14 protein-coding genes are annotated in these 13465 nt (G+C 62.0%); all 14 read left to right on the top strand.

What is annotated here, in order from left to right:
• Nucleotides 1–38: 38 nt before the first annotated feature.
• Complete coding sequence (nspC, locus tag HT585_RS17515; protein ID WP_176354114.1) at nucleotides 39–1136, top strand: carboxynorspermidine decarboxylase; 1098 nt, start codon at nucleotides 39–41, stop codon at nucleotides 1134–1136.
• Nucleotides 1137–1200: 64 nt separating this feature from the next.
• The gene (locus HT585_RS17510; RefSeq protein ID WP_176354113.1) at nucleotides 1201–2442 is read left to right on the top strand and encodes a saccharopine dehydrogenase family protein; all 1242 of its coding nucleotides are present in this window, start codon (nucleotides 1201–1203) and stop codon (nucleotides 2440–2442) included.
• A 301-nt stretch (nucleotides 2443–2743) separates the two neighbouring features.
• A complete protein-coding gene (locus HT585_RS17505; protein ID WP_176354112.1) occupies nucleotides 2744–4069 on the top strand; it encodes an ABC transporter substrate-binding protein in 1326 nt (441 codons plus the stop codon).
• A gap of 96 nt (nucleotides 4070–4165) precedes the next feature.
• Entirely contained in the window at nucleotides 4166–5122 is a 957-nt protein-coding gene (locus HT585_RS17500) for a carbohydrate ABC transporter permease (protein WP_176354111.1), read from the top strand.
• On the top strand, nucleotides 5119–6072 hold the full coding sequence (locus tag HT585_RS17495) for a carbohydrate ABC transporter permease (protein WP_176354110.1): 954 nt from the start codon (nucleotides 5119–5121) through the stop codon (nucleotides 6070–6072). Before HT585_RS17500 ends, HT585_RS17495 begins: the two co-directional genes overlap by 4 nt.
• Nucleotides 6069–6281, top strand: coding sequence for a hypothetical protein (locus HT585_RS17490; protein WP_176354109.1), 213 nt, complete (start codon nucleotides 6069–6071; stop codon nucleotides 6279–6281). The genes HT585_RS17495 and HT585_RS17490 overlap by 4 nt, the downstream gene beginning before the upstream one ends.
• A gap of 3 nt (nucleotides 6282–6284) precedes the next feature.
• Nucleotides 6285–7382: an ABC transporter ATP-binding protein gene (locus HT585_RS17485; protein WP_176354108.1), complete on the top strand. Its 1098-nt coding sequence runs from the start codon at nucleotides 6285–6287 to the stop codon at nucleotides 7380–7382.
• Nucleotides 7375–8382, top strand: a complete 1008-nt coding sequence (locus HT585_RS17480; RefSeq protein WP_176354107.1) for an ABC transporter ATP-binding protein — start codon at nucleotides 7375–7377, stop codon at nucleotides 8380–8382. The genes HT585_RS17485 and HT585_RS17480 overlap by 8 nt, the downstream gene beginning before the upstream one ends.
• A gap of 55 nt (nucleotides 8383–8437) precedes the next feature.
• Nucleotides 8438–10078, top strand: a complete 1641-nt coding sequence (locus HT585_RS17475; RefSeq protein ID WP_176354106.1) for a dihydroxyacetone kinase subunit DhaK — start codon at nucleotides 8438–8440, stop codon at nucleotides 10076–10078.
• 27 nt (nucleotides 10079–10105) lie between these two features.
• The gene (gene dhaL / locus HT585_RS17470; protein WP_176354105.1) at nucleotides 10106–10720 is read left to right on the top strand and encodes a dihydroxyacetone kinase subunit DhaL; all 615 of its coding nucleotides are present in this window, start codon (nucleotides 10106–10108) and stop codon (nucleotides 10718–10720) included.
• Entirely contained in the window at nucleotides 10717–11115 is a 399-nt protein-coding gene (dhaM, locus tag HT585_RS17465; RefSeq protein WP_176354104.1) for a dihydroxyacetone kinase phosphoryl donor subunit DhaM, read from the top strand. The genes dhaL and dhaM overlap by 4 nt, the downstream gene beginning before the upstream one ends.
• On the top strand, nucleotides 11115–11456 hold the full coding sequence (locus HT585_RS17460; protein WP_176354103.1) for an HPr family phosphocarrier protein: 342 nt from the start codon (nucleotides 11115–11117) through the stop codon (nucleotides 11454–11456). Before dhaM ends, HT585_RS17460 begins: the two co-directional genes overlap by 1 nt.
• Complete coding sequence (locus HT585_RS17455) at nucleotides 11440–13032, top strand: putative PEP-binding protein (protein WP_176354102.1); 1593 nt, start codon at nucleotides 11440–11442, stop codon at nucleotides 13030–13032. Before HT585_RS17460 ends, HT585_RS17455 begins: the two co-directional genes overlap by 17 nt.
• A 1-nt stretch (nucleotide 13033) precedes the next feature.
• On the top strand, nucleotides 13034–13444 hold the full coding sequence (locus HT585_RS17450; RefSeq protein WP_176354101.1) for a hypothetical protein: 411 nt from the start codon (nucleotides 13034–13036) through the stop codon (nucleotides 13442–13444).
• Nucleotides 13445–13465: the final 21 nt, after the last annotated feature.

Genomic DNA, 13465 nt, shown 5'->3' with positions numbered 1-13465 from the left:
CCCGACATTTGAAACACTTTGAAGACGCAAGGCACATCATGATCCAGACCCCCTACTACCTGATCGACAAGGCAAAGCTGCTTCGCAACATGGAGAAGATCGCCTACGTGCGCGAAAAATCGGGCGCCAAGGCACTGCTCGCGCTCAAATGCTTCGCCACCTGGTCGGTGTTCGACATGATGCGCGAATACATTGATGGCACGACGTCCTCCTCACTCTACGAGGTGCGGCTCGGGCGCGAGAAATTCGGCGGCGAAACCCATGCCTACAGTGTCGCCTACGGTGACAACGAAATCGACGAGGTGATCGGGCACGCCGACAAGATCATCTTCAACTCGATCGGCCAACTCGATCGTTTCGCCGACAAGGCATCCGGCATCGCCCGCGGCCTGCGTCTCAATCCCGGAATGAGCTCGTCCAGTTTCGACCTCGCCGACCCTGCCCGCCCCTTCAGCCGGCTCGGCGAATGGGATGCGGCGCAGATCGAAACTGCGATGGACCGCATCAGCGGCTTCATGATCCACAACAACTGCGAAAACAGGGATTTCGACCTGTTCGACCGGATGCTGTCGGAGATCGAGGAAAAGTTCGGCACCCTGCTTTCGCGTGCCGAGTGGATCAGCCTTGGCGGCGGTATTCATTTCACCGGCGACGATTATCCGGTCGATGCCTTCTGCGAGCGCCTGAAGGCGTTTTCCGGCCGTCATGGCGTTCAGGTCTATCTGGAGCCCGGCGAAGCCGCGATCACCCGCAGCACGACGCTTGAGACCACCGTTCTCGATACGCTCAACAACGGCAAGGATCTCGCCATCGTCGACAGCTCGATCGAAGCGCACATGCTCGACCTCTTGATCTACCGCGAAAGTGCCAAGGTCGAGCCGAATGCTGGACCGCACAGCATCATGGTCTGCGGCAAGTCGTGCCTCGCCGGCGATATCTTCGGCGAGTTCCGCTTTTCCGAACCGTTGAAGGTCGGCGACCGCGTCTCGTTCCAGGATGCGGCCGGCTACACCATGGTCAAGAAGAACTGGTTCAACGGCGTCGGCATGCCATCGATCGCCATCAGAGATCTTGACGGCAACGTCAGGCTCGTCCGCGAATTTTCCTTCGCCGACTACGAACAGAGCCTCTCCTAGGCTCGTCAAACGGAACCTGTCCCAGGCTCCTCTAACCCCAGAGAAAAAGGAAAAATCACCCGAAATGAAAAAGAACGTTCTCATCATCGGCGCCGGTGGCGTGGCTCAGGTCGTGGCGCACAAGTGCGCACAGAACTGCGATGTACTGGGAGACATCCATATCGCATCCAGAACGGTCGAAAAGTGCCGCGCGATCGTCGCCTCGGTCCGCGAAAAGAAGAGCCTGAAGACCGACGTGACGCTCGAAGCCCATGCGCTCGACGCCATGGATGTCGAGGCGACCAAGGCGCTGATCGAAAAGACCAAAGCCGGCATCGTCATCAATGTCGGGTCCGCCTTCGTCAACATGTCGGTCCTGCGCGCCTGCATGGATACCGGTGCTGCCTACATGGACACCGCGATCCACGAAGACCCGAAGAAGATCTGCGAAACGCCGCCGTGGTACGGAAACTACGAATGGAAGTGCGCGCAGGAATGCAAGGAAAAGGGCGTCACCGCCATCCTCGGCGTCGGCTTCGACCCGGGCGTTGTCAATGCCTATGCGCGTCTCGCCAAGGATGAGTATTTTGACAAGGTCACCGCCGTCGATATCGTCGACATCAATGCCGGCAGCCACGGCAAGTACTTCGCCACCAACTTCGACCCGGAAATCAACTTCCGCGAATTTACCGGCGTTGTCTATTCCTGGCAGAACGGCCAGTGGCAGACCAATTCGATGTTCGAGGTCGGCAAGGAATATGACCTGCCCGTGGTCGGCAAATGCAAGGCCTACATGACCGGCCACGACGAGGTTCATTCGCTGGCAAAGCATATGGACGGCGCCGACGTGCGCTTCTGGATGGGCTTTGGCGATCACTACATCAATGTCTTCACCGTCTTGAAGAACCTGGGCCTCCTGTCCGAGCAGCCGGTAAAGACGGCCGAAGGGCTCGAGGTCGTGCCGCTGAAGGTGGTGAAGGCCGTGCTGCCGGATCCGTCGTCGCTGGCACCGAACTATCAGGGCAAGACCTGCATCGGCGACTTCGTGAAGGGCATGAAGGATGGCGTTGAGCGCGAAGTCTTCATCTACAACGTGGCCGATCATAAGGAAGCCTTCGAAGAAGTGGGGTCACAGGGCATTTCCTACACCGCCGGCGTTCCGCCGGTTGCCGCCGCGATGCTGATTGCATCGGGCGAGTGGGATGTGAAGCAGATGGTCAACGTCGAGGAGCTGCCGCCGCGTCCGTTCCTCGACATCCTCAACCGGATCGGGCTTCCGACCCGCATCAAGGATGCCGATGGCGACCGCGCATTGACGTTCTCCTGAGCCCCTAAACCTCAATCTCCGGCCGTCTGTCCGTTTCCGACAGCCTGCCGACCCAAGCACGAGGCCCGGTCGCCGTGAGGTGACCGGGCCTCGTCGCTTTTCTCCCCTGCCTTTCGTGCTGCGCTTGTCCGCTGCCCTGTGTGCAACGCAGCAACGATTGCCGCTTGCGTTGTTTATAAAAATGCTGTTCACTAAACATATTGCTAAACATGATACGTGAGGAGTTCATGTGAGCTTTCATTGAAGTCGATTTTGTTTCGACGCTGGCGGGGAGCCGGCTTTTCAGTTCTGGGAGGAACTCATGCAGATGAAATTGAAAGCCCTTCTCGGGCTCGCCTCGGCGCTTGCCTTGTCGTCAGCCTTGCCGAATGCGGCCAAGGCCGAACAACTGACACTGTGCTGGGCCGCCTGGGACCCGGCCAATGCCCTGGTCGAACTGTCCAAGGATTTCACCGCCAAGACCAAGATCGACATGAAGTTCGAGTTCGTGCCCTGGACCAGCTACGCCGACCGCTTTCTCAACGAACTCAATTCCCAAGGTAAACTCTGCGACCTGATCATCGGCGACAGCCAATGGATCGGGGGTGCTGCGGAGAACGGCCATTACGTCAAGCTCAACGAGTTCTTCGACAAGGAAGGCATCAAGATGGATGACTTCGTGCCGGCGACCGTTGTCGGCTACTCCGAATGGCCGAAGAACACGCCGAATTACTGGGCGCTGCCGGCAATGGGCGACGTCGTCGGCTGGACCTATCGCAAGGACTGGTTCGAAAAGCCGGAACTGCAGAAGGAATTCAAGGAGAAATACGGCTGGGATCTCGGCCCGCCAAAAACCTACGACCAGCTGAAGCAGATCGCCGAGTTCTTCCAGAAGCGCGAAGTGGACGGCAAGACCGTCTATGGTGCCTCGATTTATACCGAGCGCGGCTCTGAAGGCATCACCATGGGTGTCACCAACGTGCTCTACGACTGGGGTTTCCAGTATGAAAACCCGAAGAAGCCCTACGAGATGGAAGGCTTCGTCAATTCTCCCGACGCGGTGAAGGGCCTCGAATTCTACAAGGCGCTCTACGATTGCTGCACACCGCCCGGCAGCTCCAACGTCTACATGGTCGAATCCGCCGATGCCTTCAAATCGGGGCAGGTGGCAATGCAGATGAACTTCGCCTTCACCTGGCCCGGTCTCTACAAGGACGAGAAGGTCGGCGGCGATCGCATCGGCTTCTTCCCCAATCCGGCCGAAAAAGCACATTTCGCCCAACTCGGCGGACAGGGCATATCGGTCGTGTCCTACTCTGAAAAGCGCGATGCAGCGCTGCAATACATCAAGTGGTTCGCCCAGCCTGACGTGCAGGCCAAGTGGTGGGAACTCGGCGGCTACTCCTGCCTGAAGGCCGTCGTCAACGCACCGGGCTTTGCCTCCAGCCAGCCCTATGCCCAGGCGTTCCTCGACTCCATGGCGATCGTCAAGGATTTCTGGGCCGAACCGAGCTACGCCTCCCTGCTCCAGGACATGCAGAAACGCGTTCACAACTATGTCGTCGCCGGCAACGGCACCGCACAGGAAGCGCTCGACGGCCTGGTGAAGGACTGGACCGAGGTCTTCGAGGAAGACGGCAAGATCTAGTCCCAGGCGAAGCCAGGACCCCTTGCCCCTGGGCGGCCCGATCGGCATTGCGGCCGGGCCGCCGCGACATCCCGACCCAAAAGACCAGGTGATACCTTGACCCTTTCCCATTCCTCCATCGCCGAGACGGCCGCGATGGCAACGCCGGCGCCGATCGCCCGGCGGGTGCGCGGCCTCTCCGACAGGGCGATCGCCTGGGCTTTCATCGCCCCCGCCATCACCCTGCTGCTGGCGATCAACATTTTTCCGCTGCTCTGGGCAATCTATCTGTCCTTCACCAACTATCGCGCCAATCGCCCGAACGCAGTCGTCGAAGGCGTCGGCCTCAGGAACTACGAACGCGTCCTGACCGACCCCGATATCTGGCAGGCGATGCAGACGACGGCCCATTTCGTCTTCTGGACGATCGTGCTGCAGACCGTCATCGGCTTTGCGCTCGCCTATCTCATCGACCGCAAGTTTCGCGGCCACGCCTTCTGGACGACGGTCATCCTGATCCCAATGATGCTGTCGCCGGCCGTCGTCGGCAATTTCTGGCGCTTCCTCTACGAGCCGCAGATCGGGCTGTTCGCCTATGCCGCCTCGATGGTCACCGGCATTCCGACCTCGGAAATCCGGATGCTCGGCGACGTCACGCTGGCGCCCTGGGCGATCATCATCGTCGATACCTGGATGTGGACGCCCTACGTGATGTTGATCTGCCTCGCCGGGCTGCGCTCGATCCCCGATTACATCTACGAGGCCGCCGAAGTCGATCGCGCCTCCGGCTGGCGACAGTTCTGGTCGATCACCGTGCCGATGGCCCTTCCCTTCATCATGCTCGCCGTTCTGTTCCGCGGCATCGAGAACTTCAAGATGTTCGACATGGTGACGCTGTTGACCGGCGGCGGGCCTGGATCCGTCACCGAGGTGGCCTCGATCACGCTCAAGCGTACGGCCTTCGAGAGCTGGGCGACCGGCCGGGCCTCCGCCTTCGCGATCATTCTTTTCGTTGCGGTGTTCGGCCTTGCCAACATCTACGTCAAAGCCCTCAACAAGGTGAAACAACGATGAGCTCCGCCAACACCGCCCATTCGGTCGTCGCGCCGAGCCACACCAGCAAACGCGTGGCCGGCACGATCGTCATCGTCTACGCCCTGATCACGCTGATCCCGCTCGTCTGGATCTTCCTGACCAGCATCAAGTCGCCACCGGATTCGATCAGCTATCCGCCCAAGATCGTCTTTACGCCGACTCTGGAGGGCTATTGCAACCTGTTCACCACCCGGACACGGCAGACGCCCGATTACATCGTCGCCCTGCCGGAACCGACCAGCACCTGCGACGAGGTCACGCGCAAGCGCAACATGGTCATCGCCGGTCCGTCGAACTTCCTGCCGCGCTTCGTCAATTCGCTGGTGATCGCGTTCGGCTCAACCTTCCTTGCCGTTTTCCTCGGAACGCTGGCGGCCTACGGCTTTTCACGCTTCAAGGTGCCGCTTGCCGACGACCTGCTGTTCTTCATCCTGTCGACGCGCATGATGCCGCCGATCGCCGTCGCGATCCCGATCTACCTGATGTACCGCGAGCTTGGCCTGTCCGACACTGCACTGGGCATGATCCTGCTCTACACCGCCGTCAACGTCTCGCTCGCCGTATGGCTGCTGAAAGGCTTCATCGACGAAATCCCGCGGGAATACGAGGAAGCGGCGATGATCGACGGCTATACCCGGCTGCAGGCGTTTCGAAAGGTGGTTCTGCCGCAGGCGACCACCGGTATCGCCGCAACCGCCATATTCTGCCTGATCTTTGCGTGGAACGAATATGCCTTCGCGGCCCTCCTGACCTCAGGCCAGGCGCAGACCGCACCGCCGTTCATCCCGACGATCATCGGTGAAGGCGGCCAGGACTGGCCGGCCGTTGCGGCGGGCACGACCATCTTCTTGGTCCCGATCCTGGTTTTCACCATTCTCCTTCGCAAGCAATTGCTGCGCGGCATCACCTTTGGAGCGGTGCGCAAATGACAGACCTGAACCGGACACCCACCAACACCTCTCCAAGGCGGCCGTTCTTCTTCCGGCGCGGCCCGATGGAAACCATCGCAACCGTGCTGATCGCCACCGGCTTCCTGATGCTGTTCCAGCCGTTTGCCCTGGTGCTCTACACCTATTCGCTCGTGACGCTGCTCGCAGGTACGGTGATGTTCATCATCGTTTCGAAATTTCCGGAGTGACCGATGGCCGAGATCAGAATTGAAAACCTGCGCAAGGAATTCGCCGATTTCGTCGCGGTCAAGGATTCGAGCTTCGTCGTCAACGACGGCGAGTTCCTGGCGCTTCTCGGACCCTCCGGATGCGGCAAGACGACGACGCTGCGCATGATCGCCGGGCTTGAGCTGCCGACGAGCGGCAAGATCTACCTCGACGGCGAGGACGTCACTTTCAACCGGGCCAGCGCCCGCGACATTGCCTTCGTCTTCCAGCTCTTTGCGCTCTACCCGCATATGAACGTGCGCAAGAACATCGGTTTCCCGCTCTTATCTCAAGGCATGCCAAGAGCGGAAATCCGAGAGCGCGTCGAAGAGACCGCTCGGCTGCTGCAGATCGGCCATATCCTCGACCGCTCCGTTTCCGGCCTTGCCGGCGGCGACCGTCAGCGCGTCGCTCTCGGCCGGGCGATCGTCCGGCGGCCGAAATGCTTCCTGATGGACGAACCTCTCGGCACGCTCGATGCGGAGTTTCGCGAGGTGATGGTTCACGAACTGAGAGAGCTGCACAATCGCGTGCACGCGACGACCGTCTATGTCACCCACGACCAGCATGAAGCCATGGCCATGGCCGACAAGATCGCGGTGATGAACCATGGGGTCATCGAGCAGTTCGGAACGCCGCAGGAAATCTACCGCAAGCCCGCGAGCATGTATGTCGCCGACTTCATCGGCTCGCCGCCGATGAACTTCCTGCGCTTCACATCCGGACTGAGAAGGGGTGCATCCGCAGTTTCGCTCAACGGGGTCGACGTCATCGTGCCGGAGATCCACCAGGATGTCGCAGTCGGTGAACTCGCGCTCGGCGTGCGGCCGGAGCATATCCGCTTCAGCGATGCCTCACCGCTGCGCGGCGCCGTCTACGGCAGCGAGTATCTCGGCACCAACCAGGTCGTGGCCATCGAAACCGGCAGCGGGTTGATCAAGGCGCGCGTGCCGGCAAACCGGAATTTCCATATCGGCGAAACCGTCGGGCTGGAGTTCACCCCCGCCAACCTCGCGCTCTTCGACTGCAAGTCCGGGCGCGCGGTCGCCTCGTCGCTTTATTCGGGAGGCCAGCATGGCTGACGTTGTTCTCAAAGGTCTCAACAAGCGCTTCGGCGACAACCAGGCCATAAGCAGTCTCGATCTGGCGATCCGTGACGGGGAATTCGTCGTGCTCCTGGGCCCGACAGGGGCCGGCAAGACGACGACGCTTCGGCTCATCGCCGGCCTGGAAAAGCCGGATACCGGCCGCATCGAGATCGGCGGTCGGGATGTCGCCGGTCAGGCGCCGGCCGAACGGGATGTGGCGTTCGTCTTCCAGCAATATTCGCTTTACCCACACATGACGGTTTACGAAAACCTGGCCTTCCCCCTTAAGGCACCGGTCCGCAAACTGTCCATCGACGAGATCGACCGGCGGGTGCGCGAGATTGCCCGCATGGTGCGGATCGACCACAAGCTGGAAAACCGCTCGACGCGGCTTTCCGGCGGCGAGATGCAGCGCGTGGCGATCGGTCGCGCTCTGGTGCGCAGGCCGTCGATCTATCTCATGGACGAGCCCCTCTCCTCGCTCGACGCCAAGCTGCGCTCGGAATTGCGGCTGGAGCTCAAACGCATCCAGAAGGAACTGGGCTCGACGCTGCTCTACGTCACCCACGACCAGGTGGAGGCGATGACCATGGCCGACCGCATCGGCATTCTGGCGGAGGGAAAGCTGATGCAGGTCGGCACCCCGCGGGAGATCTACTCCAACCCCGCCAACCTGCATGTGGCGGCCCGGCTCGGTCAGCCGCACATCAACCTGTTGCCGGCCGACCTGCTCGAAGGCGCCAGACCGCCCGCGGGCACGAAGACGGTCGGGGCAAGAACCGAACATCTCGAGATCGCCGTCAGCCAGAATGCCAATGCGCAGGTCGACTGGATCGAGCATCTGGGCGACCAGAACCACCTGCACATCCGCGTCCGCGATCACAAGCTCGTCACCCTCGCCGATCCCTATATCGAGATCAGGCCGGGCGACCGGATCAATCTGACGCTTCGCGATCCGCTCTACTTCGATGCGGGTGGACAACGGCTCGCCTGAGCCGCAAAGGTCAAACAAAGACGGCATGCAACGACAAACAGACGGGTATCATTCCATGAAACATTTCTTCAATCGTCGGGAAAACATCGTCACCGAAGCGGTCGACGGTCTGCTTTTGACCAGCGGCGCCGGGCGCCTTGCCCGTCTGGATACCTTCCCCGAGATCAAGGTGATCCTGCGTGCCGACTGGGACAAGTCGAAGGTGGCGATCATTTCCGGCGGCGGCGCCGGCCACGAACCGTCGCATGCCGGTTTCGTCGGCAAGGGCATGCTTACGGCGGCGGTGTCGGGCGAAATCTTCGCCTCGCCGAGCGTCGATGCTGTGCTGACGGCGATCCGGGCCGTCACCGGTCCGAAGGGCGCCTTGCTGATCGTCAAGAACTACACCGGCGACCGGCTGAATTTCGGCCTTGCGGCGGAAAAGGCGCGGGCCGAAGGCTTCGACGTCGAAATGGTCATCGTCGCCGACGATATCGCGATACCGGACATCAACCAGCCGCGCGGCGTCGCGGGCACGTTGTTCGTCCACAAGATCGCCGGCTTTCATGCCGAGGCCGGCGAGGATCTGCCATCGGTCGCAGCCCACGCCGCAAGCGCCGCCGGCGACATCATTTCGCTCGGCATGTCGCTCAGCACCTGCAGCGTGCCCGGCCAGGCGCACGAAGATCGCCTCGGCGAGGCTGAGGGCGAGCTTGGGCTCGGCATCCACGGCGAGCCGGGCGTCGAACGCATCGCGCTCCAGCCGATCGCCGATATCGTTGCCACGATGACTGCTCGGCTTTCGGCCGCTCAGCGCAAGACCGGGCCACACGCGCTGTTGATCAACAACCTCGGCGCCGTACCACCGCTCGAAATGAGCGTCATTGCCAATGCCGTCCTGTCGTCCCCGTTTACCGCCAGCGTCAAGCTGATCGTCGGGCCGGCGCCGATGATGACGGCGCTCAACATGAACGGTTTCTCGCTCTCGCTCATTCCATTGGACGACAGCCGCGAGACGGCGCTCGCGGCAGCGGTCGGACCGCATGCCTGGACTCCTGTTGTCGAACGCCACGCCATCCTGGTGCTTCCCGCACCGAAGGTCGCCGCCAGATCCAATGGCGCGGTTGCGGCCAGCGACGACGAACGCACGGGCAGGCTGATCGCGGCGCTCTGCGAACATCTGGTTTCGCTCGAGGGTGAACTCAACAGGCTCGACGGCCGCGTCGGTGACGGCGACACGGGCTCGACAGTGGCCACCGGCGCGCGCAGCGTGCTTGCCAGGCTTTCGGATCTGCCGCTGAAGCAGCCGGCAGCAACGCTTGCCTCGATCGGTGATATCCTCAGCACCAGTATGGGCGGCTCAAGTGGTGTGCTTCTGTCGATCTTCTTCACCGCCGCCGCCAAGGCGATGACGGAAAAGCCGGATATCGCCGACGCACTTCTTGCCGGGCTCGACCGGATGACGTTCTATGGTGGCGCCGAGGTCGGCGATCGCACCATGGTCGACGCGCTTGCACCGGCACTCAGGGCCCTGACGTCGGGCAGCGTTGCGGCGGCGGCCGAAGCTGCGGCCGCCGGCGCGGAATCGACCAGGACCATGAAGAAGGCCAAGGCCGGACGCGCCTCCTATATTGGCGAGAAGGATCTCGAAGGCGTGCCGGATCCGGGCGCGGTGGCGGTGGCCGGCGTGTTCGAGGTCGCGGCGGCCATGGCATAAGGCGACGAAGCGGCTGGGAGGGCGCTGGTGCACACGGAACCGCTGCTGATTGCAGGATTGATCGAAGTTTGCCGCGCGACCATCGCGGCCAACAGCGAACATCTCTGTGCGCTCGATCGCGCCATCGGCGACGGAGACCATGGCACCAACATGCAGCGCGGCTGCGAGGCGGTCAGCGCCGAGGAAGCCAATCTCTCCAGCCTGCCTTTGCCCGATGCCGTGGAGAAGATCGGCCTGACCCTGGTGATGAACATCGGCGGCGCCGCCGGGCCGCTCTATGGCACATTGCTGATGGAAATGGGCCGCGAACTTCGGGCGGAGGAATCCGGTGGCGCGTTTCCGATCATCCTGAAGCGCGCCATCGATGCGGTGGCGCGGCGTGGCCGGGCAACCGCCGGCGACAAGACCCTGCTCGACGTGCTCTATCCGGTGCAGGATGCGCTTGCACACCGCTCCCGGCTGTCGGATATAGCCCGCCGGGCCGAACTGTCCGCCAACGACACCGCCCCGATGAAGGCAATGCGCGGCCGCGCCGCCTATCTCGGGGATCGCTCGATCGGGCATGTCGATCCCGGCGCATCGAGTTGTGCCTTACTGACCATGGCCATTTGCCGATACCTTGAGGAGAACCGTCCGGAATGACCACAACGACCGTGAACGTGGGCATCGTCATCGTCTCCCACTCGCCTCTCGTGGCGCGGGGCATCGCCGACATGGTCAGGCAGATGGTTGGCGATAGCGTGCCGCTTGCCTGGTCCGGCGGCAATGTTCACGGAGAACTCGGCACGGATGCGACCGGCATTCTCCGGGCGATCGAAAGCGCCTGGTCGGAGGCCGGCGTTGCCGTCTTCGTCGATCTCGGCGGCGCCGAGACCAACAGCGAAATGGCCATCGAAATGTTGGGCTCGCCCCGTTCTGCCAGGGTGTCGATTTGCAACGCGCCGCTTGTCGAGGGTGCGGTCATGGCCGCGGCCGAAGCTTCGGGCGGCGCCTCGCTTTCGAAGGTCGTCGCGACCGCCGAGGAGCTATCGCCCTGATGAGCGGATCGAGACTAACCATAGGAGAGGGCGAGCCATTGGCTGCCAAGTGCCAGACGGAAATCGAGGTCAAGCATGGCGTAGGGCTGCATGCGCGCCCCTCTGTGACCTTTACCCGGCTTGCGAAGTCATTTCCCTGCTCGATCGAAGTCGCCGTCAACGGCAGCGACATCTGGCTGAACGGCAAAAGCATCATCAAGATCATGGGCGCGAGGATCAGGAAGGGCTCGATCCTCAGGATCCGGGCGGATGGGATTCTCGCCGAGGAAGCAATCCGCGCGCTCAAGGAACTCATCGAGCGAAACTTCGATGAAGATAAGAAGCATGGCCGAACCGCTTAAGCTCCAGGCGACGGGCGCCTCCCCCGGTATCGCATCCGGCCAGGTCTATCTCGCGGAAAGATCGGCATTGGTCTCCATGCCTGTTGCGCCAGGCGCGTCCGGCCCGGGCACCCTGGCGGATGCCGTCGAGACCGCGATCGCGGCGCTTCAGCATCTTGCCGATCGGGTCGACGGCGAAAGCAGGGATATCATCGACTTCCAGATCGAGGTACTGCGCGATCCTACGATTGCCGAAATGACCGAAAAACGCGTCAGCGCCGGAGAGCACACTGTCTTCGCCTGGGTGGCCGCCATCGATGCCCATATTGCCGAACTCGAGGACGCCGATGAGGAAGAGGTGCGCGCCCGCGCCGTCGATATCCTCGATATCAAGAACCGCGTGCTAGGCAACCTGTCCGGCACGCCGGTCGAAGACTTTCCAGCCGGCTCGATCTTCGTCGGCAAGGACATCGAGCCAAGCCGGTTCCTCGGCCATGACTGGTCCAGGGGCGGCGGCATTGTGCTTTTTGGCGGCAGTGCTTCGGGTCACGTCGCGCTTTTGGCCCGGGCGAAGTTCATCCCGATGGTGGTCGGTTGCGGGCGATTTGATGTCGCCACCGACAGCCAGGTGCGGATCGACGGCGATGCCGGCACGGTCTTTCTCGATACGCAAGCAGAGGGCATATCGTCTGCGCCGGCTCGCGGGCAGTCACGCACCGATGCGGCTGCCATTAACCATGGCAAGCTGCAAACATCCGACGGCGTCCCCATCCTGTTGTCGATCAATGTCAACGACCCCTGGGAGATCGCCAGCATCGATGCGGCGACGGCTGCGGGTATCGGATTGTTGCGCTCGGAATTCGCCGTGCGCTCGCTTGCGGATACTGCCAACGAAGACAAGCAGTTCCAGATCTATCGGCGCGCGCTGGAATGGGCGGGTGGCAAGCCCGTGACGATCCGCATGCTCGACATAGGCGGGGACAAGCCGCTTGCGGGCCTTGAAGACGATTCAGGCGCCATGGGTATGCGTGGTATCCGGCTGCTGCTCGCGCGGCCGGAAATCGCACGCGTTCAGGTGCGTGCCCTCTTGCGTGCAGCCCCTTTCGGCAACCTGCGTGTGCTGCTGCCGATGGTGACCTTTCCTTCCGAGATCGACGACATGCGGCGGATCTTTGCCGAGGAAACCGGGCTGCTGCTTCGCCGCAAAATAGCCCATCGCCTTCCGCAGATCGGCATGATGGTCGAAGTACCTGCCGCAGCCCTGATGCTCGACACATTCGACAACGCCGAGTTCTTTTCGTTTGGCACAAACGATCTTGCGCAATACTTGGCTGCCTCCGCGCGCGACGGGTCCGACCTCAGCGCCTATCGCGATAAGGCCGCTCCGGCCGTCGTGCGCCTTATTACCCAGGCGATGACACTCGCCGCCGGCAAGCCCGTCAGTATTTGCGGGGATATGGCCGGCGATCCATCCGCCCTGCCCGCACTGCTTGCGGCGGGGCTCAGACATTTTTCCGTGGCGCCGGCACAACGTCCCGCGATAGGATCGGCGCTTGTCGGATTGAACGCCGACGGGACCAGGGCAGCCGGAGACTAGTATGGCGCGCGAAGACAACGAAGACGCCATCATCGCCTACAAATCCATCCTGGCGCAGATCATCGACAACCGGCCATCCGGGACGCGCCAGCGGCTTGCGACCGAGCTTGGAAAACACCGCAGCTTCGTCACGCAGATCACCAGCCCGACCTACGCGACGCCGCTGCCGGCTCGCCATCTCGCGACGATCTTTCGCGTCTGCCATTTCAGCGCTGCCGAGCAGGAGCGGTTCCTTGCCGCCTATCAGAATGCGCATCCGGGAAAATTGCCGGAGCTCGGGTCGTCGGAAAAGCTGCGTCACCTGTCCCTGATGGTCCCCGATTTTGGTGACGAGCGGCGGAACCGGTTGCTGGAGGAAGCAATCTCCGAACTCGTGCAGAAGATCGCCGCGATCTCGGGTGGGTCGGAATGAGGTCCATATGCAGGCTACGCT

It is taken from the genome of Ensifer oleiphilus (assembly GCF_013371465.1).
Taxonomy (GTDB): Bacteria; Pseudomonadota; Alphaproteobacteria; order Rhizobiales; family Rhizobiaceae; genus Ensifer; species Ensifer oleiphilus.
The sequence above is the reverse complement of the archived record's forward strand: the minus strand, read 5'-3'. Positions and strand labels throughout refer to the sequence as shown.